General features: G+C 73.0%; 22 protein-coding genes. 4 read left to right on the top strand and 18 right to left on the bottom strand.

Going from position 1 to position 23,412, the window contains the following annotated elements; all coding sequences use genetic code 11:
- Positions 1–9: 9 nt before the first annotated feature.
- Together ACFW9D_RS17735 and ACFW9D_RS17730 are read right to left on the bottom strand one after the other, a co-directional pair.
- Positions 10–690, bottom strand: coding sequence for a response regulator (locus tag ACFW9D_RS17735; protein WP_384622978.1), 681 nt, complete (start codon positions 688–690; stop codon positions 10–12).
- Positions 687–1,814, bottom strand: a complete 1,128-nt coding sequence (locus ACFW9D_RS17730; RefSeq protein WP_384622996.1) for a sensor histidine kinase — start codon at positions 1,812–1,814, stop codon at positions 687–689. Before ACFW9D_RS17730 ends, ACFW9D_RS17735 begins: the two co-directional genes overlap by 4 nt.
- Positions 1,815–2,126: 312 nt before the next feature.
- Between ACFW9D_RS17730 and ACFW9D_RS17725 the strand changes: the two genes are divergently transcribed.
- Positions 2,127–3,143: a carboxymuconolactone decarboxylase family protein gene (locus ACFW9D_RS17725; RefSeq protein WP_384622976.1), complete on the top strand. Its 1,017-nt coding sequence runs from the start codon at positions 2,127–2,129 to the stop codon at positions 3,141–3,143.
- 87 nt (positions 3,144–3,230) lie between these two features.
- Entirely contained in the window at positions 3,231–3,896 is a 666-nt protein-coding gene (locus ACFW9D_RS17720) for a hypothetical protein (RefSeq protein WP_384622974.1), read from the top strand.
- A gap of 19 nt (positions 3,897–3,915) precedes the next feature.
- Here ACFW9D_RS17720 and ACFW9D_RS17715 read toward each other — a convergent pair whose 3' ends face one another.
- The 12 genes from ACFW9D_RS17715 to ACFW9D_RS17660 all read right to left on the bottom strand — a co-directional run bounded on the left by ACFW9D_RS17715 (position 3,916) and on the right by ACFW9D_RS17660 (position 16,602).
- Entirely contained in the window at positions 3,916–4,545 is a 630-nt protein-coding gene (locus ACFW9D_RS17715; RefSeq protein ID WP_384622972.1) for a glyoxalase, read from the bottom strand.
- Positions 4,546–4,555: 10 nt separating this feature from the next.
- Positions 4,556–5,668 (bottom strand): sensor histidine kinase, encoded by a 1,113-nt coding sequence (locus tag ACFW9D_RS17710; RefSeq protein ID WP_384622970.1) that lies wholly within the window; start codon positions 5,666–5,668, stop codon positions 4,556–4,558.
- Positions 5,661–6,365, bottom strand: a complete 705-nt coding sequence (locus ACFW9D_RS17705) for a response regulator transcription factor (RefSeq protein ID WP_384622968.1) — start codon at positions 6,363–6,365, stop codon at positions 5,661–5,663. Before ACFW9D_RS17705 ends, ACFW9D_RS17710 begins: the two co-directional genes overlap by 8 nt.
- 9 nt (positions 6,366–6,374) lie before the next feature.
- On the bottom strand, positions 6,375–7,070 hold the full coding sequence (locus ACFW9D_RS17700) for a VanZ family protein (protein ID WP_384622966.1): 696 nt from the start codon (positions 7,068–7,070) through the stop codon (positions 6,375–6,377).
- 85 nt (positions 7,071–7,155) lie between these two features.
- A complete protein-coding gene (locus ACFW9D_RS17695; RefSeq protein WP_384622964.1) occupies positions 7,156–8,685 on the bottom strand; it encodes an NCS1 family nucleobase:cation symporter-1 in 1,530 nt (509 codons plus the stop codon).
- A 167-nt stretch (positions 8,686–8,852) separates the two neighbouring features.
- Positions 8,853–9,872 carry a TIGR03842 family LLM class F420-dependent oxidoreductase gene (locus ACFW9D_RS17690; protein ID WP_188336073.1) on the bottom strand — a complete coding sequence of 340 codons (1,020 nt, stop codon included), beginning with the start codon at positions 9,870–9,872 and terminating at the stop codon, positions 8,853–8,855.
- A gap of 17 nt (positions 9,873–9,889) precedes the next feature.
- Positions 9,890–11,296, bottom strand: a complete 1,407-nt coding sequence (hydA, locus tag ACFW9D_RS17685; protein WP_384622962.1) for a dihydropyrimidinase — start codon at positions 11,294–11,296, stop codon at positions 9,890–9,892.
- A gap of 32 nt (positions 11,297–11,328) precedes the next feature.
- Positions 11,329–12,171, bottom strand: coding sequence for a nitrilase-related carbon-nitrogen hydrolase (locus tag ACFW9D_RS17680; protein ID WP_188336075.1), 843 nt, complete (start codon positions 12,169–12,171; stop codon positions 11,329–11,331).
- Between the two features lie 144 nt (positions 12,172–12,315).
- Entirely contained in the window at positions 12,316–13,875 is a 1,560-nt protein-coding gene (locus tag ACFW9D_RS17675; RefSeq protein WP_384622961.1) for a PucR family transcriptional regulator, read from the bottom strand.
- Positions 13,876–13,888: 13 nt separating this feature from the next.
- Positions 13,889–15,178 (bottom strand): aspartate aminotransferase family protein, encoded by a 1,290-nt coding sequence (locus tag ACFW9D_RS17670; RefSeq protein WP_188336077.1) that lies wholly within the window; start codon positions 15,176–15,178, stop codon positions 13,889–13,891.
- 132 nt (positions 15,179–15,310) lie between these two features.
- Positions 15,311–16,153 (bottom strand): nitrilase-related carbon-nitrogen hydrolase, encoded by an 843-nt coding sequence (locus tag ACFW9D_RS17665; RefSeq protein ID WP_188336078.1) that lies wholly within the window; start codon positions 16,151–16,153, stop codon positions 15,311–15,313.
- Positions 16,154–16,350: 197 nt separating this feature from the next.
- Positions 16,351–16,602 (bottom strand): helix-turn-helix domain-containing protein, encoded by a 252-nt coding sequence (locus ACFW9D_RS17660; RefSeq protein WP_188336079.1) that lies wholly within the window; start codon positions 16,600–16,602, stop codon positions 16,351–16,353.
- 62 nt (positions 16,603–16,664) lie between these two features.
- Here ACFW9D_RS17660 and map point away from each other — a divergent pair, with 62 nt between their 5' ends.
- Complete coding sequence (map, locus tag ACFW9D_RS17655) at positions 16,665–17,432, top strand: type I methionyl aminopeptidase (protein WP_188336080.1); 768 nt, start codon at positions 16,665–16,667, stop codon at positions 17,430–17,432.
- A gap of 22 nt (positions 17,433–17,454) precedes the next feature.
- Here map and ACFW9D_RS17650 read toward each other — a convergent pair whose 3' ends face one another.
- The 4 genes from ACFW9D_RS17650 to ggt form a co-directional block, all read right to left on the bottom strand.
- Positions 17,455–18,408, bottom strand: coding sequence for an FKBP-type peptidyl-prolyl cis-trans isomerase (locus tag ACFW9D_RS17650; protein WP_384622957.1), 954 nt, complete (start codon positions 18,406–18,408; stop codon positions 17,455–17,457).
- Between the two features lie 326 nt (positions 18,409–18,734).
- Complete coding sequence (locus tag ACFW9D_RS17645; RefSeq protein ID WP_384622955.1) at positions 18,735–19,403, bottom strand: response regulator; 669 nt, start codon at positions 19,401–19,403, stop codon at positions 18,735–18,737.
- On the bottom strand, positions 19,400–20,599 hold the full coding sequence (locus ACFW9D_RS17640) for a sensor histidine kinase (RefSeq protein ID WP_384622953.1): 1,200 nt from the start codon (positions 20,597–20,599) through the stop codon (positions 19,400–19,402). The genes ACFW9D_RS17645 and ACFW9D_RS17640 overlap by 4 nt, the downstream gene beginning before the upstream one ends.
- Before the next feature lie 83 nt (positions 20,600–20,682).
- Positions 20,683–22,497: a gamma-glutamyltransferase gene (gene ggt / locus ACFW9D_RS17635; RefSeq protein WP_384622952.1), complete on the bottom strand. Its 1,815-nt coding sequence runs from the start codon at positions 22,495–22,497 to the stop codon at positions 20,683–20,685.
- Between the two features lie 103 nt (positions 22,498–22,600).
- Between ggt and ACFW9D_RS17630 the strand changes: the two genes are divergently transcribed.
- Positions 22,601–23,359 carry a hypothetical protein gene (locus ACFW9D_RS17630; protein ID WP_188336085.1) on the top strand — a complete coding sequence of 253 codons (759 nt, stop codon included), beginning with the start codon at positions 22,601–22,603 and terminating at the stop codon, positions 23,357–23,359.
- The last annotated feature ends 53 nt before the right edge of the window (positions 23,360–23,412 follow it).

Raw genomic sequence — 23,412 nt, 5'->3', positions numbered from 1 at the left:
GCGGTGATCCTACGGAGCGCTGCCGGCGCCCCGGGTCCGGGCGGTGACGAGGCCCGACTCGTAGGCGAACACGACGAGTTGGGCGCGGTCGCGGGCGCCGAGCTTGGTCATGGCACGGCTGATGTGAGTCTTGGCCGTGAACGGGCTGATCACCATGTGCCCGGCGATCTCCTCGTTGGTGAGGCCGCGCGCGGCGAGCGCGGTGACCTCGCGTTCGCGCCGGGTGAGGCCCTCCAGGCCGGGCGCGGTCGCGCGGTCCGGCGGCCGGGCGACGAACTCGCCGATGAGCCGGCGGGTGACGGACGGCGACAGGAGGGCGTCGCCGCGCGCCACGACACCGATCCCGGCCAGCAGGTCCTCCGGCTCGCTGTCCTTGAGCAGGAAGCCGGAGGCACCGGCGCGCAGCGCGTCGAAGACGTAGGCGTCGAATCCGTAGTTGGTGAGCATGACGACGCGGACGTCGGCGAGCGCCGGGTCCCCGGCGATGCGGCGGGTCGCCTCGATGCCTCCGGCGCCGGGCATCTGTACGTCCATGAGGACGATGTCGGGCACGACGCGCCGGACGAGCTCCACGCCGCTCTCCCCGTCCCCGGCCTCCCCCGCCACCGTGATCCCGTCCTCGGCGTCGAGCAGGGCCCGGAAGCCGGCCCGCATCAGCGCCTGGTCGTCGACGAGCACCACCCGGATCACCGGTCGGCCCCCGCCACCGGTGCGGGCTCGGGCGTGGCCTGCGGCGCGCGGGGCGCCGGCGGCCCGGCCGGGCCCGGTGCGAGCGGCAGCCGGGCCCGCACCTCGAAGCCGCCCTCCGGCCGGGGCCCGGCGACGAGCGTGCCGTGGAGCGCCTGGACGCGCTCGCGCATCCCGGTCAGACCGGTGCCCTCGACGGGCGCCCGGGCCGGGTCGGCGGTCCCGTCGTCGGTGATGGCGACGCTCAACTCCTGTGTGCCGTAGGCGATGCGGACCTCGATGTGCGCGTCGCGGCCCGCGTGCCGGGCCGCGTTCGTGAGGGCTTCCTGCACGATCCGGTACAGGGTGCGCTCCACGGGCGCCGACAGCGGGCGCTCGGTGCCCTCGATGCGCAGCGCCACCGGCAGGCCTGCCGAGCGGGCCCGTTCGACGAGGGGGGCGGGGCCGCCCGTGGGCTCGTCGGCGCGCAGCACGTCGAGCGTCGCGCGCAGTTCGCGCATCGCCTCGCCGCTCGCCTCCTGGATGGCGAGCAGCGCCTGCGGCACCTCCTCGCCGCGCTTGCGGGCGAGGTGCACGGCGACGCCGGCCTGCAGCTTGACGATCGAGATGCTGTGGGTGAGGGAGTCGTGCAACTCCCTTGCGATGCGCAGTCGTTCCTCACCGGCCCGGCGCAGCGCGGCCTCCTCGCGGGTGCGTTCGGCCTCCAGGGCGCGCTGCTCGGTCTGATGCAGGTACCGCTGCCAGTTCCGGTCGGCGAGCCCGGTGACGACCGCGCACACGAACCAGCCGGCGAGCAGCATGCCCCGGCCCGCGGCGCCGTCGGCCGCGAACGCGTCCCGGACGACGTAGAGGCTGAGGAACACCCCGGCGACCGCCGCGCCGAGCCCCCGGTGTCCGGCGCGGGACGCGATGTGCACGGCGCCGATCACGGGCAGCGCGGCGAGCGGACCCGGGGCGGCGTGCATCACGTACACCGAGGTCAGGGCCGCGACGGCCAGGAGCACGGCGCGCGGTGCGCGGGCGTACCCGGCGAGCGCGGCGGCGGAGCCGGACATGAGGACGTAGTCGACGGGGGTGGCACCGTGGGCGAGGGCCGCGCCGGACACGACGACGGCGCCCACGGTCAGGGCGAGGGCGGCTCCGGCCGCCGGGACCGGCCCCCCGGCCGCCCGCTGCTCGGCACCGGCCCTCTCGTGCCTCGACTCTCCGGCCACGGCGCCCCTTTCACGGTCGGCTGCGGGCGTCCACGGGCAGGCTAGCGGGACCGGCGCCTGCGGCCACTCCCCCGTGGGGACCGTCCCGGCCGCCGGTCTACTCCCCCGGGAGTAGACGCGGCTCGGCTCCGCCGTACGACGCGCAGGACAGGGCGCGAGGGCGAGGCTGAGCGGGACCCGGAGCACCCTGCCCGGCGGACCGACCGAACGAACGAGGAGCCCGTCATGCCCGGCCCGTACCGCTACACCTCCCCGCCCGCCCCCCGGTCCGCCACGGGCACCGCCGCGGCCGTCTACGCGCAGTCGGCCACCGACTTCGGCATCGCCCACCCCGTGCCGCTGGTCGCCCTGTCGTCGGCGCCCGAACTGCTCGCCCCCGTCTGGGCGTTGATGCGCGAGTCGCTCATCGCGGGAAGTGGTTCGCGCACCGACCGGGAGCTGGTCGCGTCCGGCGTCTCGCTGGCGAACCGCTGCCCGTTCTGTGTGCAGGCGCACGCCGTGCTGCTGCACGCGAACGGCGATCACGAGCTCGGCACGGCCGTGGTCCAGGACACGCGGCCGCGCGACGAGCGGGCGGCCCGGCTCCTGGACTGGGGCCGCGCCACCCGCGTCCCCGGCTCGCCGCTGCTGGCCCCGGCGCCGTTCGCCCGCACCGACCTCGCGTCGTCCGTGGGCACCGCGCTGTCCTTCCACTTCATCAACCGGATCGTGTCGGCGCTGACCAAGGACCGGCTGCTGCCCGGCGGTGGCGCGAAGTTCCAGGCCGTACGGTCCCTGGCGAGCCGCAGCATGACGGAGGTCGTGCGCGCCGAGCACGCGCCGGGCGCCTCGCTCCCGCTCCTGGACGCGCCGGGAGCCGGTCCCGCGTGGGCGGCGGGCACCACGGTCGGGCCCGCCTACGACGCGCTGCGCACCGCCGCGACGAAGGGTGCGGGGCTCCTCGACGACGGGGACCTGGCGCTGGTGCAGGAGACCGTCGCGCAGTGGGACGGCACGCATCCGCCGGCCGGCTGGGCGGGGCTGCCCGACCGCGGGGACCGGCCGGGGGCACGGCTCGCAGTCCTCGCCGCGCTCGCCCCGTACCGGATCACGGACCAGGACGTGGCCGCGTGGAAGGTGCCACCGTTCACGGACCACTGTCTGGTGCACCTGATCGCGTACGGCGCGTTCGCCGCCGTCGACCGGATCGAGTCGGCGCTGCCGGTGGAGGCGCTGCTGTCCGCGGACGATGCCGCAGTGTGATGCGGATGTGACGGAAGTGGGCGTATACCCGCGCGGCAACTCGTGTGAGACTGACGTCCCCCACCCCCCGACGTAAGGACGTACACCGTGCGTTCTCTGCCGCTCCCGGTCGCCCTGACCGTCCGGCTGCTGCCCGTCGCCGTGCTCGCCTGTGCCGGCTGGGCGTACTCCACCGGCCCGATGTCCCCGCCGCACGACACCGAGAACAAGGCGGCGCCGCATTCATCGGCGCCGCGGAGTCCCAGTGCCAAGGTGGCGGCCAAGACGTACGCCGAGCCGCCCGTGCCGTGCGGCACCGTGACCGCGAAGACGGTCGCGGCGCTGGTGCCGGGGGCGAAGGCGGCGGGCAAGGAGCTGTCGGCGACGGACGCGAAGGTGCGGCGCGGCTGCTCGTGGAGCGCCCTGAAGGGGTACGACTACCGCTGGCTGGACGTCACCTTCGAGGTGAAGGGGTCCGACGCCCTGGCCAAGCAGCTGTTCGCCTCCGCCGGGGAGGCCGCCGGGGCCGACTCCGGCGCGAAGGCGCAGGACATCGGGGACGAGGCCCGGCTGACGACCGAGCTGATGAAGAAGGACGGCCAGGAGACCCGGGAGGCCGTCGTCGCGGTGCGCAAGGGGAACGTCCTGGTGACGGTCACCTTCAACGGCAGCGACTTCGAGTCCAAGGGCGCGCCGTCGGCCGACACCATGACCGGGGGCGCGATACGGGCGGCGCGGGACGCGGTCGCCGGGCTCGGCTCCGGCAAGGGCTGAGCGAGCCCGGTCGTCCGGTTCAGGGTGCCGCGGTGAGTGAGGCGGTCTCCCAGGCGAAGCCGTCGGGGTCGGTGAACGGGCCGCCCGTGCCACCGAGCACGACGCGGTGCGAGCCGGAGCCGTCGGCGGGCACCCCTGCGTCCTTGGCGAGGGCGGACCGCTTGTAGAGGGCGAGCTTGACGGTGCCGGGCGCGGCGGTGAACTCGACGTACTTGCCTCCGAAGCTCTTGGCCACCGCTAGGCCCTGTTCCACGTAGAACTGCTTGCTGGCCTTGACGTCCTCGACGCCGAGCAGGAGCACGACGTCGTCGATCGCGCCGGTGGCGGGTCCGGTGTTCTTCTTCGCCGAGCTGGCGAGCTTCCAGATGGTGCCGTCGGGGGCCCGGACGACGCCGCCGTAGCCCCAGAAGGACTTGCCGGCGGGCTTGAGCGCGGTGGCGCCGGCGGCGAGGGCGGCCTCGAAGAGGCGGTCGACGTCGGCGGGCTGGGCGGCGGTCAGCGACAGCGTGAAGCCGCGGAACCCGTCGCTCGGGGCCTCGGCCGCGCGGACCCGGATCTGCTCCGGGTCGAGGCCGAAGGCGCTGATCAGGAAGGTGGCGGCGGACGCGGGGTCGGTCGCTTCGATGGTGAGGGCTGCGAGGGAGTTCATGCGCTTCACGCTAGGCGGGCGGGCCCGGTCGGTGCTTCTCGATTCCTGACCGGCTCGGCAGCCGGACCGTGACGAGGAGACCGCCGGTCGGGCGCGCGGTGAGGTCGAGGGTGCCGTCGTGGGCACGGACGACGCTGTGCACGATGGCGAGGCCGAGGCCGACCCCGGGGTGTTCGCCGGTGCGGACGCGTTCGGTGCCGCGCTGGAAGGGTTCGGTGAGGGTGGGCAGCAGGTCCGCGGGGACCGGGCGGCCGGTGTTCTCGACCGTCAGCACGCTCGTGTCGCCGTCCTGCGCGGTGTGGACCGTCACGGTGCCGCCGGTGGGGAGGTTGTGCACGACCGCGTTCTGGACCAGGTTCGTCGTCATGCGGAGCAGGAGTTCCGGCGAGCCGTCGGTGCGGGTCGGCGAGCCGGTGACGTCGAGGGTGGTGCCGCGCTGTTCGGCGAGCGGGAGCAGGGTCTCGACGGCTTCCTCGGCGACGAGGGAGAGGTCGACGCGTTCGCGGGTGACGTGACCGCGGTCGCTGCGGCTGAGCAACAGGAGGGCCTCGGTGAGGTCGATCGCGCGGGTGTTGACGGACTGCAGGCGCGCGAGGACCTCCTCGCGGTCCCGGGTGGGGTCGCGGCGGGCGACGTCGAGGAGGGTCTGGGTGACGGCGAGCGGGGTGCGCAGCTCGTGGGAGGCGTTCGCGGCGAACCGCTGCTGTTCGGCGACGTGCGACTCGAGCTGTTCGAGCATGGCGTCGAAGGTGTCGGCGAGTTCGCGGAACTCGTCCTGACGGTCCGTCATGTGAATGCGGTGGGACAGGGATCCGGTCCCGGCGGTGCGTGCCGCGTCGGTGATCCTGGTGAGCGGGGCGAGCATCCGTCCGGCGAGGAGCCAGCCGCCGACGAGGCCCAGGACGAGCAGGCAGCCCATCGCCACGGCGGCCCGGGGGAAGAAGATGCGGACGAGAAGGTAGCGGTTGGGCGAGATCCCGAGCAGGCCCTTGTCCTTGTCCGGGACGTAGCGCAGCAGGTACATCCACACCACGGCCATCAGGAGGGCGCCTGCGACGGCGAGGAACCCGGCGTAGCTCAGGGTGAGCTTCATCCGGGCGCTGAGCCGGGGGCGCCTAGCCATCGGTGCCGCCGGTGCCGCCGGCGCCCGTGCCGGGGCCGCCCGTGTCGATGCGGTAGCCGACGCCGGGCACGGTGGCGATGACCCAGGGCGCGCCGAGCCGTTTGCGCAGGGCGGAGACGGTGATGCGGACGGCGTTGGTGAGCGGGTCGGCGTGCTCGTCCCAGGCCCGCTCCAGGAGTTCCTCGGCGCTGACGACGCCGCCCTCGGCGGTGACGAGGACCTCGAGGACGGCGAACTGTTTGCGGGTGAGCGCGACGTGCCGCCCGTCGCGGAAGACCTCGCGGCGGAACGGGTCGACGCGCAGTCCCGCGATCTCCCGGACGGGCGGCCGGGAGTGCGCGCGCCGGCGGTCGAGGGCGCGCAGCCGCAGCACCAGCTCGCGCAGCTCGAACGGCTTGGTGAGGTAGTCGTCGGCGCCGAGCTCGAATCCGGAGGCCTTGTCGTCGATGCGGTCGGCGGCGGTGAGCATGAGGATCGGGATGCCGCTGCCGGAGGCGACGATGCGCCGGGCGATCTCGTCGCCGGAGGGCCCGGGGATGTCGCGGTCCAGGACGGCGACGTCGTAGGCGTTGACGTCGAGCAGTTCGAGGGCGGTGTCCCCGTCGCCCGCGAGGTCGGCGGCGATCGCCTCCAGACGCAGCCCGTCCCGGACGGCCTCGGCGAGGTAGGGCTCGTCCTCCACGATCAGTACGCGCATGTCCGCAGCCTAAGCAGCGGCGCGTATCGCCGCCGTATGCGCGCTCCGGGTGCGCCACAGGCGGCGGGAGGCGAGGCCGGCGAGCACGGCGCCCGCGGCGTTGACGAGGACGTCGTCCACGGAGGACACGCGGTCGAGGCGGAACACGTACTGGGCGGTCTCGATCAGGACCGAGCAGCCGGCGCCGAGCGCGAGGATCCGCGGCAGGGTCGCGACGGCCGCCCAGCGCATCGGGGCGAAGAAGCCGATCGAGGCGAGGACCAGGAGGTTGCCGCCGATGCCGAGCGGTCCCATCGTGACGAGGTCGCGCAGCGGCACCAGGCTCACCCGGGGCGGCGCGACGCCGACCTCGCCGCCCGGCATCAGGGTCATCCACAGGAACGGCAGCGTCCCGTGCACCATGCCCACCTCGGCCAGCGAGATCCGCCACGCGTCGGGCACCCCGGCCGCACGGCGCCCGCGCGCGAGCACCCACGCGACGAGCAGGGCCACCGGCAACAGCACGAGCGTCATGAGCACCACGCCGTTGAAGGTGCCGAAGCAGCCCTGCCACCGCCCGGCCACGCACGCCGGGGCGGCCATCATCAGCGGCCCGCGCAGCACGACCAGCACGGCGGCGAGCACACCGACCGCGAGACCGGGCCCCAGAAACCTGCGGACCCGGCCGGGCGGCGGCGGCACGCTCAGAGTCGTCTCGTGATTCATGCCTCCATTGGAGAGGGCGGGCTGTTGCGGGGGCGTATGCCGTTTTCGATACGCCGGCGATACACAGCGGCGCGGCGGGGCCGGGTCAGGCCTGCCGGTCCTGTCGCCGCCCCGCCATCAGCACCACGTACACGACGAGCGACGCCGCGAGGCCCACCGCCCAGCCGTAGTCGGCCAGGGGTTTCAGGAACGGGATCAGGCCGTCCACGGGGAAGGGGCCCGCCTTGTGGCCCTTCGCGTCCAGGGTCGAGTAGGAGCCGCCGACCGCGAGGACGCCGCCGATGAGGAACGCGGCGACGGCTCGCCAGTTCCAGCCGCCCGTGTACCAGTAGCGGCCGCCGGCCACGTACAGGTCGGCGAGGTGGAGGACGGTGCGGCGGATGATCCAGTAGTCGGCGATGAGGATGCCGGCGACGGTGCCGAGGAGGCCGCCGACGACGCCGAGCCAGGTGAAGATGTACAGCTCGGGCGTGGAGGTCAGCTTCCACGGCATGACGAGGACGCCGATGACGCCGGTGATGATCGCGCCGGTGCGGAAGCTGATGAGTTTGGGCGCGAGGTTGGCGAGGTCGTAGGCCGGGGACACGACGTTCGCCGCGATGTTCACGGAGATCGTCGCGACGAAGACGGTGATGAGGGCGAAGAGCAGTCCGAAGACGTTGTCGGTCTTGCCGGCGAGCGCGACCGGGTCCCAGATCGCCGCCCCGTAGACCTTCTCCGAACCGGCCGTGACGAGGACGGACATCAGGGCGAAAAGGGTCATGGTGGTGGGCAGGCCGAGCGTCTGGCCCCAGACCTGGGCGCGCTGCCCCTTCCCGAAGCGGGTGAAGTCGGGGATGTTCAGGGAGAGGGTCGACCAGAAGCCGATCATGCCCATGAGGCCGGGGAAGAAGACCTTCCAGAAGTCCGGGCCCCAGCCGACCTTGGACGGCTCGTGGAGCAGCGGGCCGAAGCCGCCCGCCTTGTTCGCGATCCAGACGAGGAGGACGACGGCGCCGACGAGGACGAAGGGCGCCGCCCAGTTCTCGAAGCGGCGCAGGGTGTCCATCCCCCGGTAGATGATGGCGAGTTCGAGCACCCAGAAGACGACGAAGCACAGCCACAGGGTCCACGGGTAGCCGCCGACCTCCGAGGCTCCGGCCCAGCCGCCGAAGATCTTGCCGAGCAGGACGAAGATGCCCTGGCCGCCGATCCAGGTCTGGATGCCGAACCAGCAGCAGGCGACGGCCGCCCGCACCATGGCGGGCAGGTTGGCGCCGCGGATGCCGAACCCGGCCCTCGCGAGGACCGGGAAGGGTATGCCGTACTTGGGTCCGGCGTGGCCGGTGAGCAGCATCGGCAGGAGCACGATGACGTTGGCGAGGGCGATCGTGAGGACCGCCTGCTTCCAGTCCATGCCGAGCGCGACGAGCCCGGAGGCCAGCGTCCAGGACGGGATGCAGTGGGCCATGCCGATCCACAGGGCCACGAAGTTGTACGTGGTCCAGCGGCGTTCGGCGAGCGGGACGGGCCGCAGGTCCTCGTTGGCGTAGCGGCTGCCGGCCGGGTAGGTGTCGGCGGTCAGTTCGACCGCGGGGGCGGAGGACGGCGGGGCCGGTGGGACGGTGTCGGTCATGGGCAGCAGTCCGTTCACTGGCGGGCCCCGGCGGGTGGGCGGGGCCCTGGGAGGACGGGGATACGGGATGGCCGTGGGGAAGCCGTGAACTGCCGTGCCTGGTGCGGGTTCTACCAGCGGTGCGGGTGGTGCGGTCGGGGATAAGTCGGGGGCCCGCTCGGGCCCGCTCACGCGTTCACCGCCGGGATCACGTCCCGGCCGTAGAGATCGATCACCGCCTCCTTCGCGTCGTGCATGGCGTACACGGCGAACTGGTCGACGCCGAGGGCGCGCAGCGCGTTCAGCTTCTCGATGTGCGCCGACGGCGGGCCGATCAGGCAGAAGCTGTCGACGATCTCGTCGGGCACGAACGCGGTGTCCGGGTTGTCGGTGCGGCCGTGGTGAGAGTAGTCGTAGCCCTCGCGGGCCTTGATGTAGTCGGTGAGGGCGTCGGGCACCATGCCGGAGTGGGCGCCGTAGCGGGAGACGAGGTCGGCGACGTGGTTGCCGACCATGCCGCCGAACCAGCGGCACTGCTCGCGGGCGTGGGCGAGCGCCTCGGGCGAGTCGTCCTCTGTGACGTAGGCGGGGGCCGCGACGCAGATCTTCACCTCGGACGGGTCGCGTCCGGCGGCCGCGGCGGCGTCACGCACGGCCTTGACCATCCATTCGGTGAGGAAGAGGTCGGCGAGCTGGAGGATGAATCCATCGGCCTCCTCGCCGGCCATCTTGAGGGCCTTGGGCCCGTACGCGGCCATCCACACCGGCACCTCGGCGCCCTCGCCGACCCAGGGGAAGCGCACGACGGTGCCGCCGAGGTCGGCCTCGTCGCCGCGGCCCAGCGCCCGGATGACCTTCATGGCCTCGCTGATCCGGGCGAGGGTGTTGGGCTTGCGTCCGGCGACGCGCATCGCGGAGTCGCCGCGGCCGATGCCGCACACGGTGCGGTTGCCGTACATGTCGTTGAGGGTGGCGAACGTGGAGGCGGTCACCTCCCAGGTCCTGGTCCCGGGGTTGGTGACCATGGTCCCGACCTTCAGGTGCCGGGTCTCGGCGAGGATACGGCTGTAGATGACGAACGGCTCCTGCCACAGCACGCACGAGTCGAAGGTCCAGCCGTGCGTGAATCCGACGTCCTCCGCGCGGCGCATCAGGTCGACGACGGCGGAGGCGGGCGGGTCGGTCTGCAGGACGAGTCCGAAGTCCATGGGCTTCCCTAGCTCTTTCAGTTCAGGTACTGACAGGTGCCGCGCGGGGTGTACGTGCCGTGACCGGCCCGCCCGGTGAACTCCCGCTCGGTGACGACGGGTTCGCCGCGCGAGAGGACGGTCTCGACGCGCCCGGTCAGCCGCTTGCCCTCGTACGCCGAGTAGTCGACGTTCATGTGGTGGGTGGCGGCGCTGATGGTCTGCTCGGCGTGCGGGTCGTAGATCACGAGGTCGGCGTCGGCGCCGGGCGCGATGGTGCCCTTCTTGGGGTAGAGGCCGAACATGCGGGCCGGGGTGGCGCAGGCGATCTCGATCCAGCGGCGCCGGGTGATGTGCCCGTCGACGACGGCCTGGTGGAGCAGGTCCATGCGGTTCTCGACGCCGGGCATGCCGTTGGGGATCTTCGAGAAGTCGCCGCGGCCCAGCTCCTTCTGGCCGGTGAAGCAGAAGGGGCAGTGGTCGGTGGAGACGACCTGGAGGTCGTTCGTGCGCAGGCCGCGCCACAGCGCCGCCTGGTGCTCCTTGGGCCGCAGGGGCGTCGAGCACACGTACTTGGCGCCCTCGAAGTCGGGCTCGGCGAGGTTGTCCGTGGACAGGAACAGGTACTGGGGGCAGGTCTCGCCGAAGACGGGGAGGCCCTCGTCGCGGGCCCGGGCGAGCTCGGCGACGGCCTCCTGCGCGGAGACGTGGACGACGTAGAGGGGGGCGCCGGCGACCTGGGCGAGCTTGATGGCACGGTGGGTGGCCTCGGACTCCAGGAGCGCCTTGCGGACCTCGCCGTGGTAGCGGGGGTCGGTCTCGCCGCGGGCCAGGGCCTGTTCGACGAGGACGTCGATGGCGATGCCGTTCTCGGCGTGCATCATGATGAGGCCGCCGTTCTCGCCGGCCCGCTGCATGGCGCGCAGGATCTGCCCGTCGTCGGAGTAGAAGACGCCCGGGTACGCCATGAACTGCTTGAACGACGTGACGCCCTCGCTGACGAGGAGGTCCATCTCCTTGAGCGTGTCGTCGTTCACGTCGGAGACGATCATGTGGAAGCCGTAGTCGATCGCACAGTTGCCGTCGGCCTTGGCGTACCAGGCGTCGAGGCCCTCGCGCAGGCTGTGGCCCACGGTCTGGATGGCGAAGTCGACGATGGTGGTGGTGCCGCCCCAGGCGGCGGCGCGGGTCCCCGTCTCGAAGGTGTCGGCGGCGAACGTGCCGCCGAACGGCATCTCCATGTGGGTGTGCCCGTCGACGCCGCCCGGGATGACGTATTTCTGGCTCGCGTCGATGACGCGCGCGTCCGTCCAGGACGCGGCGGTGTCACTGCCGGTGGCCGCGAGGGCGACGACGCGGCCGTCCTCGATCAGGACGTCGGCGTGCATCTCGTCGGCGGCGGTGACGACGAGTCCGCCGCGGACGACGGTACGGACGGCGCTCATGCTCTCCTCCAGGAACGTCGGTGCTCGGGGTGCTACGGACGGGTCAGCGGCTCGTACGCGTGCGGCGCGCGGTCGCGGTAGAACTGCCAGCGGTCGCGGACCTCGTGCAGCTTGGCGAGGTCGAGGTCGCGGACGACGAGTTCGGGCGCCTTGTCGTCGGCGACCTCGCCGACGAACTGGCCCTCGGGGTCTACGAAGTAGGAGGTGCCGTAGAAGTCGTTGTCGCCGTACTCCTCGACGCCGACGCGGTTGATGGCGCCGACGAAGTACTCGTTGGCGACGGCGGCGGCCGGCTGCTCCAGCTGCCACAGGTAGCGGGACAGGCCGCGGCTGGTGGCGGAGGGGTTGAAGACGATCTGGGCGCCTTCGAGACCGAGGGCGCGCCAGCCCTCGGGGAAGTGCCGGTCGTAGCAGATGTAGACGCCGACCTTGCCGACGGCGGTGTCGAAGACGGGCCAGCCGGAGTTGCCCGGCCGGAAGTAGAACTTCTCCCAGAAGCCCTTGACCTGCGGGAGATGGGTCTTGCGGTACTTGCCGAGGTAGCTGCCGTCGGCGTCGATCACGGCGGCCGTGTTGTAGAGGACGCCGGGCTGCTCCTGTTCGTACATGGGCAGGACGAGGACGATGTGGTGCTCGCGGGCCAGCTCCTGGAAGCGGCGCACGATCGGTCCGTCGGGGATGGCCTCGGCGTAGGCGTAGAAGGCCGGGTCCTGCACCTGGCAGAAGTACGGGCCGTAGAACAGCTCCTGGAAGCAGAGCACTTGGGCGCCCTGGGCGGCCGCGTCACGCACGGCCTGCTCGTGCACCTTGATCATGGATTCCTTGTCGCCGGTCCATGCGGTCTGGAAGATCGCGGCGCGGATCACGGAACTCATCGGGACCTCCTGCGAGGGACGACAGAGGGGCGGGCGGAGGGGAGGGCGGAGGGGACGACAGGTGTGCCAAGGACGATAGGAAGCGCGCCGGCGCCGGCCGAGTCGCACCGTGTCACGTCCGCGGCCCGATGCCGTTGCACCGTGTCACTCCCCCGTCTGCGCGTCGTGCGCGAGCAGCGCGATGTGCACGGACGCCGCCTCCTCGAAGTCGTCGAGGCTGACCCGGAGCAGGGTCTCGATGGCCTCGATGCGGCGGTACAGGGCGGGCCGGCTCATGTGGTGGAGCTGGGCGGTGCGGGACTTGTTGCGGCCGGTCGCGAGGTAGGTGCGCAGGACCGCGAGCAGCGCCTCGCCCTCCTCGGCGTACAGCAGTCCGTCCAGCTCGCGTTCGGCGAAGGACTGGACGCGGGGGTCGTCGCGCAGCATCCGCATCAGACCGCGCAGCCGTACGTCGCCGAGGCGGACGACGGCGGGCAGGCCGGGCGGGGCTCCGGCGACGGCGTCGCAGACATGGAGGGCCTCGCGCAGGCCGTCGGGGACGTCGTCCCAGGCGGGCCGGGCGGGTCCTGCGGCGACGACGGGCGCGGCGCCGGTCTCGGCGCGCAGCCGTTCGGCGAAGTGGGCGGCGAGCGGGACGGGGTCCTGGTCGTGGGCGAGGCTGAGCAGGACGGCGGTGGCGTGCTCGGTGAGATCGGCGACGAGCGCGGACAGGCCGAGCAGGCGCAGGACGCGGTCGAGGCGGGCGGGGTCGGTGTCGCGGACGGCGAGCGGGACGAAGGTGCGCCGGTTGACGGGGAGGCCGGCCGCGCGGGCGCGGGGCAGGAGTTGGCGGGCGGGCACGGCGCCGGAGACGAGGTCGTCGAGCAGGCGGCGTGCGGACTGTTCCTCCCAGCTGACGGCGGTGCCGGACAGCAGGTGGTGCAGGACGAGGGACTCGGCGGCGCGGTCGGCGAGCAGCCGGCCGGAGGCGCCGTCGCCGCGGTAGCCGCACAGTACGACGGAGCCCCAGCGTTCGCCGCGGCCGCCGAGTTCGGCGCGCAGCCAGCCTTCGCCGTCGACGCCGCCGGGCTGGCGGGCGATGCGGTCCCAGTCGCGCAGGACGTCGTCGACGGCGGGCCGTTCGCCGGCGGTGGCGAGGACGCGGTGGGCGAGGTTGGTGACGACGACGGGGCAGGCGCTGTGCGCGGCGATCTCGTCGAGGAGTCGCTGGAGCGGGGCGCCGGCCGTGATGAGCGCGGTCAGCGCGGTGCGGATGCCCTCGGAGAGGCGGACGGCGGCGTACTTGCGGCGCACGAGCCGGGACTGGACCTCCTCGGTGAGCTCGGCGAAGGGGAAGGGCCGGTGCAGCACGACCATGGGCAGGCCGCAGCGCTCGGCGGCCCGGCACATGTCGCGGGGCGGGGACGGGAAGGCGCGGCCGAGGCCGAGGACGAGGGCCGCGGCCTCGGCGCGGTGCAGGGACTCGATGTAGGCGGTGCGGCCGTGCGGGTCGCCGCCCGCGAGGAGCACGCCGGTGGTGAGGACCATCTCGCCGCCGCTGAGCATGACGCCGACGTCGGCGGCCTCGGCGACGTGCACCCAGCGCACGGGCCGGTCGAGATGCTCGGCGGCGGCGACCACCTCGGGTTCGCCCGCGGCGATCCGTTCCAGGGCGAGTATCTGCCGTACGGACAGGGCGTGTTCGGGGACGGTCGGAGCGGTCATGGCGCCGGGCCCGCTACGAGGCGTTCCGCAGGGCTCGTTCGAGGATCGCCGCGCCCTGTTCGGCCTCGGCGACGGTCAGGGTGAGGGGCGGGGCGATGCGCAGGACGCTGGTGCTGTGGCCGCCGCCCTTGCCGATGAGCAGGCCGTGCTCGCGGCACTCCTCGAGGACGGCGGTGGCGGCGTCGGGGTGCGCCTCGTCGGTGCCCGGCCGGACGAGTTCGATGCCGATCATGAGGCCCCGGCCACGCACTTCGCGGACACAGGGGGTGCTCGCGCCGATGGCGCGCAGCCGCTCGATGAGGAGGCCGCCGACGCGGCGGGCGTTGCCCTGGAGGTCGTGCTCCAGGAGGTACGAGAGGTTGGCGAGGCCCGCGGCCATGGTGACGGGGCTGCCGCCGAACGTGGAGATGGAGTTGGCGTCGAGGCAGTTCATGACCTCGGCGCGGGCTACGACTCCGCCGATCGACATGCCGTTGCCGATGCCCTTGGCGAAGGTGAGCAGGTCGGGCGGGCCGGACGCGGCGTGCGCCTGCCAGCCCCAGAAGTGCTCGCCGGTGCGGCCCCAGCCGGTCTGCACCTCGTCGGAGATCCACAGGATGCCGTGCTCGGCGAGGATCTGGCGGAAGCGGGCGTACAGACCGTCGGGCGGGGAGGTGAAGCCGCCGACGCCCTGGATGGGCTCGGCGATGAGCGCCGCCACGTTCCCCCGGGTCTGGCCGAGCATGTCGCGCAGGTCGGCGACGCAGGCCTCGGTGAACTCGGCGTCGGACAGGTGGGCGTAGGGGCCGCGGGTGCGGACGCCGCCGTGCACGTACAGGGTCTGCAGGGGCGAGAGGCTGGTGGGCGACCAGCCGCGGTTGCCGGTGATGCCGACGGCGGAGAAGGAGCGGCCGTGGTAGCTGTTGCGCATCGCCAGGATCTGGTTGGAGCGGCGGTACGCGGTGGCGAGCAGCAGCGCGGTGTCGTTGGCCTCGGTGCCGGAGGTGGTGAAGAAGACGCGGGCGTCGGGGATGCCGGACAACTTGGCGACGCGCTCGGCAAGTTCGACCATCGGCCGGTTCAGGTAGAGCGTCGAGGAGTGGACGATCCGGGACGCCTGTTCGCTGACCGCCTTGGTGACCTCGGGCAGGGCGTGCGCGGTCATGGTGGTGAGGATGCCGCCGAAGAAGTCGAGGTACTGCTTGCCGTCGGCGTCCCAGACCTGGCGGCCCTCGCCGTGGGTGATCTCGATCGGCCGGTCGTAGTACAGGGCGAGCCACTCGGGCAGGACCGCGCGATGGCGTGCGTGGAGGTCAGGGGTCATCACGGCTGCGGAGTCCCTTCGTCGGTCACGGCTGAACGGGTTCGGGAGAGGCCCGGGGGCGTCAGGGCTGAACAGGTTCGGGAGAGGCCCCGGGGATCAGGGCTGAACGGGTTCGGGAGAGGCCCCGGGGCGTCAGGGTTGGACGAGTCCGTCGTAGGCGTCGGGGCGGCGGTCGCGGTAGAAGGCCCACTGCTGCCGCACCTCGTCGATGACGTCGAGGTCGAGGTCGCGTACGAGCAGTTCCTCGTCCCGGTCGTCGGCCGCCTCGCCGACGAGCTGCCCTCGCGGGTCGACGAAGTACGAGGTGCCGTAGAAGTCGTCGTCGCCGTACTCCTCGACGCCGACGCGGTTGATGGCGGCGACGTAGTACGCGTTGGCGACGGCGGCCGCGGGCTGTTCGAGGCGCCAGAGGTGGGAGGAGAGGCCGCGGCTGGTCGCGGACGGGTTGTACACGATCTGCGCGCCGTTGAGCCCCAACTGGCGCCAGCCTTCGGGGAAGTGGCGGTCGTAGCAGATATAGACGCCGACCCGGCCGACGGAGGTGTCGAAGACGGGCCAGCCCAGGTTCCCCGGCCGGAAGTAGTACTTCTCCCAGAAGCCGGGGAGCTGCGGGATGTGGTGCTTGCGGTACTTGCCGAGGTAGCTGCCGTCGGCGTCGATCACGGCCGCGGTGTTGTAGTAGAAGCCGGGCTGCTCGACCTCGAAGACGGGGGCCACGATCACCAGGCCCGTCTCGCGGGCGAGTTCACGCATCCGCGTGACGGTGGGGCCGTCCGGCACGGGCTCGGCCCAGCGGTGGTGCCCGGGGTCCTGGACCTGGCAGAAGTACGGGGCGTTGAACACCTCCTGGAAGCCGATGATCCGGGCTCCCCGGCGGGCCGCCTCGCGGGCGTGCTCCTCGTGCTTGGCGATCATGGATGCGGTGTCGCCCGTCCAGGAGGCCTGGACGAGTGCGGCGCGAACGACGTGGGCCATGAGCCGCTCCTCAGCGTTGAACCTCTACGCCTGTAGAACGGGGCGTAGAGGGACGAACGTAAGCCCGCCCGGGGGGCTTGCCAAGACCATCGTCGTCAACCCGCTGGAACGATCATGTTTCGGCACCCGTGCGGGTGATCCCGCTTCTCATCACACCGATCACGTCGCACGAGGCCCGCCGTCCGGGCCGTCCGGGTTCAGGCCGGCTGCAGCGCGCAGTGCACGACCAGCTCGTCCATCGAGAGGCCGAGCTCGCGGGCGAGGGCCGCGACCGTGAAGAACGCCGGGGTCGGCGCGCGCCCCGTCTCGATCTTGCGCAGCGTCTCGACCGAGACGCCCGCACCCGCGGCCACCTCGGTCATGCTGCGCCCCTGTCGCGCCTCGCGCAGCAGCCGGCCGAGCCGCTCGCCGCGCTCGCGCTCTTCGGGGGTCAAGGGAGTTCGGACCATGCGCCCAGTCTAGCCGAGCCTCCATTTCTTTACCGGATTCAAATACCGGTATAGTAATTGGCATGGTGGAACTGAAGACCGAACCGCAGATCGACGCGATGCGCGAGGCCGGCCGCATCGTCGCCCAGGCCCTGGCCGCCGCCCGCAAGCACGCCGCACCGGGCGTCACCCTCCTCGAACTCGACGAGGTCGCGCACGACGTGCTGCGCGACGCCGGCGCCTCCTCCCCGTTCCTGGGCTACCGCCCGCCGTTCGCCCCGACCCCCTTCCCCGCCGTCCTGTGCGTCTCCGTCAACGACGCGATCGTGCACGGCGTCCCGAACCGGACCCGGCTGCGCGACGGCGACCTCGTCTCGGTCGACTTCGGGGCCGAACTCGGCGGCTGGGTCGGCGACTCGGCGATCAGCTTCACCGTGGGCACCGCCCGGCCCGAGGACACCCGGCTGATCGAGACCGCCGAGCGGGCCCTGGCCGCCGGCATCGCGGCGGCCGTCGTCGGGAACCGGATCGGGGACATCGCGCACGCCATCGGCACCGTGTGCCGCGCCGCCGGTTACGGCGTCCCCGACGGCTTCGGCGGGCACGGCATCGGGCGCCGGATGCACGAGGACCCGGGGGTGCCGAACGAGGGGCGGCCCGGGCGCGGCATGCGGCTGCGGGCCGGCATGGCACTGGCCATCGAGCCGATGGTGATCGCGGGCGGCACGGACGACTACCACGCGGACCCCGACGGGTGGACGCTGCGCACGAACGACGGCTCCCGCGCCGCGCACGCCGAGCACACCGTGGCGATCACCGACGCGGGGCCGCGCGTCCTCACCGCGCTCTGAGCCGCTCCCGTCCCTACGGGCGTCAGCGGTCCTGCCGGTCGAGCACGTCCACGACGTAGAGCACCGGCACGCCGGGCGGCTGTTCCAGACCGCCCGGCGTGCGGTGGAAGTCGGGGCGATAGCGGGCGGGCACCGCGAGCTGAAGCCGACTGCCGACCCGGATGCCCTTCAGCGCCTCGAACATCCCGGGCAGCAGCGCGGGCCGGGCGAGCACCATCCCGCTCGGGCCGCTCTCCCCGTACGTCGAGCGGAACGGGCGGTCCTCGCCCCAGGACCAGCCCGCGTACTGCAGCACGGCCACGTCACGGTCCTGGAGCACCGGGCCTCGGCCCTCGCTGAGCGTGCGCACGTGCAGTTTCGCGGGCGGGCCCGCGCCCCAGCTGACCACCTTCGGCATCCCGCCCGCGGGGAAGTCGACGACGGCCTTCGCGTCGCGGGCGCCCCCTGCGCCCGGCATCCCGCCGCTGCCGTGGCGCACCGGCACCCGCTGGTCACGGTCGTAGCCGCCGATCAGGTCGAACACCAGGACCATGTGGTCGTCCGGGGCGATCGCGGCCGCCGCGGCGCTCCGCGGGCCGGCGCCGCGCGCCGCCGGGGCGATCATCAGGACGCGGCTGCCGCCCCTGCGGCCCACGAGCGCCTCCGCCCAGGACCGCTCACCGCTGAACGACACCGTCGTCGGCTGCGCCAGGCCCCATGAGCTGAGCAGCTCCTTCTTCCCCTCCCAGCTGCGCATCTCGACATCGGTGACGGCGACCTGCCCCTTCTTCACCGCCGGGCCCGTGCCGGCGCGCAGCACCTTCAGCCGGGCGGCCGCCGGGGCGGGCCGGTCCGGGATGGTGATCACGGGCCGGGTGCCGGCCGCGCCGGTGACCTTCGGAACGTTCTCGGGCCCCGGGTCGGGAGCGGCGCAGGCCGCGGCCGCCGCGAGCAGGACGGTTACGGCTCCGGTGCGCAGGACGGGTCTGGGGTCCACCGGTGACCTCCTTGGCGTGGGGGTGTCGCCAAGGAGCGTTCCGGTCCCCGGGGTGCGGGTGACGGACCTGCGGGACGACACACCGGGGGGCGTACGTCCGCCGGGTGTACGGCGCCGGGTGCGGGGCGGATGCCAGTTGCCCCGACCGGGCGACACACCGGGGCGCCGGATGTACGGCGCCCAGCGCGGTTCGATGCCCCCTGCCCGGGCCGAGCGACACACAAGGCGGCACACGCCCGCCGGGTGTACCGCGCCCAGCCCAGGGCGCATATCTCCTGCCCGGGCTGCGGGGCCGCTCCGCTGTGCCCCCGCCCCCGGCGGAGCCGTCAGTGGGTGGGGGTTACGAGGCCCAACTCGTACGCCATGATGACCAGTTGGACCCGGTCGCGCGCCGCGAGCTTCGTGAAGAGGCGGGCCACGTGGGACTTGGTGGTGGCGACGCTGATGAAGAGTTCCTCGGCGATCTCCTGGTTGGAGCGGCCGAGGCCGACCAGGGTCAGGACCTCGCGCTCGCGCTCCGTGATGCCTTCCACCGGCCGGGGCGAACGCGCCGCGACCGGCCCCCCGCGCCCCACGAAGTCGGCGATGAGCCGCCGGGTGACCCCGGGCGCGATGAGCGCGTCCCCGGCGGCGACGATGCGGATCGCCGCGAGGAGATCGTCGAGCGGCATGTCCTTCACGGCGAACCCGGCGGCGCCGGCCCGCAGCGCCCCGTACACGTAGTCGTCCTCGTCGAACGTGGTGAGGACGAGGACCCGGGGGCCCTGTCCCGACTCGACGATGCGCCGCGTCGCCTCGATGCCGTCGACGCCGGGCATCCGGATGTCCATGACGACCACGTCGGGCACCAGCCGCGCCGCTTGGGCGACGGCCTCCGCCCCGTCCCCCGCCTCGCCGACGACCTCCAGGTCGCCCGTGTCGCCGATGAGGGTGCGCAGCCCGGAGCGGACGAGCGGCTGGTCGTCGACGAGCAGCACCCGGACCCGCGCCGTCACGCCGCCCCCTCCTCGGGCAGCGGTATCCGCGCCGTCACCCGGAAGCCGCCCTCCGGCCGCGGCCCCGCCCCGAACTCCCCGTGCAGCAGGCGCACCCGCTCCTCCATCCCCGTGATCCCGAACCCCGTTCCCGACGATCGTGCCCCGGCGCCCCGTCCCGCGTCCACGATCTCCAGGAACAGCTCGTGCTCCTCGTACGCGACCGCCACCCGGCAGGCGGCGACGCCCGCGTGCCGGACGACGTTGGCGAGGGCCTCCTGCACGATGCGGTACGCGGAGCGGTCCACGTCGGGCGGCAGGGGGCGCTCGGTGCCGGTGCGGGACAGGTCGACGCGGACGCCGGCGTCGGCGGTCTGCGCGATGAGCACGTCTAGTTCGGCGAGCCCGGCGCCGGGGGTGAGCGGCGCGTCCCCGTCCAGGTCGGCCCGGCGCAGCGCGACGAGGGTGCGGCGCAGGCCGCGCAGGGTGTCGCGGCTGGTCTGTTCGATGGCTTCGAGCGCGGCGCGGGCCTCGGCGGGGCGGGTCTCGACGACGCGGGCTGCGACTCCGGACTGGATGGTGATGACGCCGATGCCGTGGGAGACCATGTCGTGCAACTCCCGGGCGATCCGCAGCCGTTCGGCGGTCACGGCCTCGGTGACGGCGCGCCGGCGCAGCGCGGAGGCGTGCTCGGCGCGCTCGCGGACGAACAGGCCGATCATGCAGGAGACCAGCAGGGCGAGCAGCGCGATGGTGGCGAGCGCCGCGAGGCTCTCGCCCCGCGCGAACACGGCGATGCCGCCGGCCTGAGCGAGGACGCTGAGCACGACCCCGGTGACCCACTGGCGCGTGGGCCTGCGGGCGACGAGGAGGCCGAGCACGATGTCGGCCACGACGAACGCGAGCAGTGTCACGGACCGGCCTCCGTCGTACCCGCCGTCCGGACCGGCGGGGCCGAGGGGCCCGGAGGGGTGGTACGGTCCGCCGCTCGGTTGCAGCGCGGTCGCCACGAGCGTGCCGAGCAGGGCGACCACCAGCGCGAGCAGCGGCATCCTCCGGGCCACGCCGACCAGGAGCACGGCGCTGAGGGCCACGCCCAGGGCGCGCAGCAGCGGCACCGTGTCGGGTGACGCGAACAGCGGCACGGTCAGCACGAACGGGTAGAGGACCAGTCCGCACCAGGCGGCGGTCCCCCGGGATCCGGTTGTCTCGCTCATGCCGATGAGCGTACGAGCGCAGCCGGGCCCGGACATCGGCCCGCGGAATGCATCCCGTGGGCCGATCCCGGGTGGTCAGGACGTCAGTGGCCGGGGTCGACGACCATCGCGGAACCGCCGCCGCGCCGTACCTTCTCGGCGGCGGCGAGCCACCGCCCGTCGGGGAGCCGCTGCACGCCGGTCGCGGCGCCGATCTCGGGGTTGAGTTTGAAGGAGTGCCCGATCGACTCGAGTTCGGCGCGCAGCGGGCTGTCGTAGAGGCCGGGTTCGAGTTCGGTCTGCGCGGCGTTGCGCTGGCTGGCGCGCGGGGCCGCGATGGCGTCGACGAGCGGCAGGCCCCGGTCGAGGAAGCCGGTCAGGGTCTGCAGCACGGTGGTGATGATGGTGGCGCCGCCGGGCGAACCGACGGCGACGACCGGCTTGTTCGCCCGGTCGAGGACGATGGTCGGTGCGATGGAGGAGCGGGGCCGCTTGCCGGGGCCGGGCAGGTTCGGGTCGTGGACGGCGGGGTTCGCCGGGGCGAAGGAGAAGTCGGTCAGCTCGTTGTTGAGCAGGAAGCCGCGGCCGGGCACGGTGATGCCGCTGCCGCCGGTGGACTCGATGGTGAGGGTGTAGGCGACGACGTTGCCCCACTTGTCGGCGACCGTGAGGTGCGTGGTGTTCTCGCCCTCGTACGTCGTCGGCGCGGCCTGGTCGCCGGTCCTGCCGCACGTGCCCGGGTGGCGGGGGTCGCCGGGGGCCAGCGGGCTGGTGAGGACCGTGTCGTCCTGGATCAGACAGCCGCGTGCGTCGGCGAAGCGCTGGGAGAGCAGTTGCCTGGTGGGCACGTCCTCGGCGGCCGGATCGCCGACCCAGCGACCGCGGTCGGCGAACGCGATGCGGCTGGCCTCGATGAAGCGGTGCAGATAGCGGGCCTTGGAGGCTTTGGAGAGGTCGGTGCGCTCCAGGATGTTGAGCGCCTCGCCGACGGTGGTGCCGCCGGAGGAGGACGGGGCGATGGAGTAGACGCCGAGGCCCCGGTACGAGGTCCTGGTCGGGGTCTGGAACTTGGCGGCGTAGGCCTCCAGGTCCTTCGTGGACAGTTCGCCGGGGCGGGCGTTCCAGCCGGAGGCCGGGTCGACGGGCGGCGCGTTGACGGTCTTGACGACGTCGGCGCCGATGTCGCCGTGGTAGATCGCGCCGACGCCCTGGCGGGCGAGCTGCGCGTAGGTGCGGGCGAGGTCGGGGTTGCGGAAGGTCGAGCCGACGACCGGGAGCTGTCCGCCGGGCAGGAAGAGCCGGGAGGTGTCCGGGAAGTTGCGGAAGCGGGCCTCGTTGGAGGCGGTCTGGGAGCGGAAGGTGTCGTCGACGGTGAAGCCGTCCCGGGCGAGCCGTTCGGCGGGCTCGAGGACGGTGCCGAGGCCCTTGCTGCCCCAGGCGTCGAGGGCGGAGGCCCAGGTGGCGGGGGTGCCGGGGGTGCCGACGCTCAGGCCGCTGGTGACGGCGTCCGCGAAGGCGAGCGGTCTGCCGTTCTCCAGGAACAGGTCGGAGCCGGCGTTCAGCGGCGCGGTCTCGCGGCCGTCGATCGAGTGCACCTGCCGGGTCTTCGCGTCGTAGTAGACGAAGTAGCCGCCTCCGCCGACGCCGGCGGAGTAGGGCTCGGTGACGCCGAGCGCGGCGGCGGTGGCGACGGCGGCGTCCACCGCGTTGCCCCCGTTCCTGAGGACCTCGATGCCGGCCGCGGAGGCGTCGGCATCGACACTGGCCACGGCGCCGCCGTGGCCGACGGCGACCGGAACCTTCTGCGGCGCTCCCGAGGAGCCGCCGGAAGCGGACGAAGGGGGCGCGGCCGCCCCGACCGCCACCATGCTCACCGCAAGGGCGCAGAGGGACAGATTCCGTGCAACTGAACGTCTCATCAGTACCTCCAGTCAACAACCGTCTGCGCAGCGTAACTTGCCTTCACGGCACCGTCAGGACCCCCTCGAACACCGGTACGCCGGTTGGCTAGAGTGCGCCCCCATGACTGAAGACGTGCGCAACATCGTCCTCGGCCTGATCGCAGCGGGCATCAGCGCCTCGCTGGGCTGGCTCGCCCGCACCTATCTGTGGAAACGGAAGCTCCGCCGCAAGCAGGCCTTCTTCGGACTGCCCGACAACGCGGAGTCGCTGCTGGTGGTGAACCGCGACGCGGGCGGCCCCGAGCTGGCGGTCAAGCGGCACGACGTGTTCGCGCTGCTGGAACTGGCGGCGATCGTCAAGGACTGCGGGGCGCACGCCCAGGTCGTGGCGCACGACACGGCCCAGCAGGGCTTCGGCGAGCGCACCGAGTTCTGTGTCGGGGGGCCGGCGTCGAACCGGCGGATGGCGGCGCACATGGTGAGCCTGCTGCCGGGGATCCGGGTCAACACGGATCCGGAGCCGGGTCCTGACCGCGGCGCGTTCCAGGTCGGCTCCGAGCGCTACCGGGTGGAGCCGGGCCGTACCGAGTACGTGATCCTGGCGCGGCTGACGGCCGGTGAGTCGCGCGAGGCGCGGCCGGTGTTCCTGTTCTGCGGGCAGCTGCCCATCACCAATCAGGCGGCGACGCGGTATCTGGCCCGCCATCACGAGCGGCTCGCGCGCAAGCACGGCAACAGCTCGTTCGTACTGCTCCTGAAGGTCGTGAACTCGGGCGCCTACGGCCCGGACGTCGTCGAGCTGGTCTCCGACGTGACGCGTGCGGCCCAGCAGCCGCTGCCGGCCACGGCGGCCCCGCGCAACTCCCACCGCGCCAAGTAGGGGGCCCGGACCAAGGAAGAGCGGTACCCCGGCCGCGTACGAATGCGGCAGGG

The organism is Streptomyces sp. NPDC059524, from assembly GCF_042749255.1.
In the GTDB taxonomy this organism is placed as follows: domain Bacteria; phylum Actinomycetota; class Actinomycetes; order Streptomycetales; family Streptomycetaceae; genus Streptomyces; species Streptomyces xanthii.
This window is presented reverse-complemented; position numbering and strand designations above follow the sequence as displayed.

Excerpts from the sequence above, each read along its gene's own strand:
- ACFW9D_RS17725 (WP_384622976.1), top strand. The coding sequence starts at position 2,127 with ATGCCCGGCCCGTACCGCTACACCTCCCCGCCCGCCCCCCGGTCCGCC.
- ACFW9D_RS17715 (WP_384622972.1), bottom strand. The coding sequence starts at position 4,545 with ATGAACTCCCTCGCAGCCCTCACCATCGAAGCGACCGACCCCGCGTCC.
- ACFW9D_RS17710 (WP_384622970.1), bottom strand. The coding sequence starts at position 5,668 with ATGGCTAGGCGCCCCCGGCTCAGCGCCCGGATGAAGCTCACCCTGAGC.
- ACFW9D_RS17705 (WP_384622968.1), bottom strand. The coding sequence starts at position 6,365 with ATGCGCGTACTGATCGTGGAGGACGAGCCCTACCTCGCCGAGGCCGTC.
- ACFW9D_RS17700 (WP_384622966.1), bottom strand. The coding sequence starts at position 7,070 with ATGAATCACGAGACGACTCTGAGCGTGCCGCCGCCGCCCGGCCGGGTC.
- ACFW9D_RS17695 (WP_384622964.1), bottom strand. The coding sequence starts at position 8,685 with ATGACCGACACCGTCCCACCGGCCCCGCCGTCCTCCGCCCCCGCGGTC.
- ACFW9D_RS17690 (WP_188336073.1), bottom strand. The coding sequence starts at position 9,872 with ATGGACTTCGGACTCGTCCTGCAGACCGACCCGCCCGCCTCCGCCGTC.
- hydA (WP_384622962.1), bottom strand. The coding sequence starts at position 11,296 with ATGAGCGCCGTCCGTACCGTCGTCCGCGGCGGACTCGTCGTCACCGCC.
- ACFW9D_RS17680 (WP_188336075.1), bottom strand. The coding sequence starts at position 12,171 with ATGAGTTCCGTGATCCGCGCCGCGATCTTCCAGACCGCATGGACCGGC.
- ACFW9D_RS17675 (WP_384622961.1), bottom strand. The coding sequence starts at position 13,875 with ATGACCGCTCCGACCGTCCCCGAACACGCCCTGTCCGTACGGCAGATA.
- ACFW9D_RS17670 (WP_188336077.1), bottom strand. The coding sequence starts at position 15,178 with ATGACCCCTGACCTCCACGCACGCCATCGCGCGGTCCTGCCCGAGTGG.
- ACFW9D_RS17665 (WP_188336078.1), bottom strand. The coding sequence starts at position 16,153 with ATGGCCCACGTCGTTCGCGCCGCACTCGTCCAGGCCTCCTGGACGGGC.
- ACFW9D_RS17660 (WP_188336079.1), bottom strand. The coding sequence starts at position 16,602 with ATGGTCCGAACTCCCTTGACCCCCGAAGAGCGCGAGCGCGGCGAGCGG.
- map (WP_188336080.1), top strand. The coding sequence starts at position 16,665 with ATGGTGGAACTGAAGACCGAACCGCAGATCGACGCGATGCGCGAGGCC.
- ACFW9D_RS17640 (WP_384622953.1), bottom strand. The coding sequence starts at position 20,599 with ATGAGCGAGACAACCGGATCCCGGGGGACCGCCGCCTGGTGCGGACTG.
- ggt (WP_384622952.1), bottom strand. The coding sequence starts at position 22,497 with ATGAGACGTTCAGTTGCACGGAATCTGTCCCTCTGCGCCCTTGCGGTG.
- ACFW9D_RS17630 (WP_188336085.1), top strand. The coding sequence starts at position 22,601 with ATGACTGAAGACGTGCGCAACATCGTCCTCGGCCTGATCGCAGCGGGC.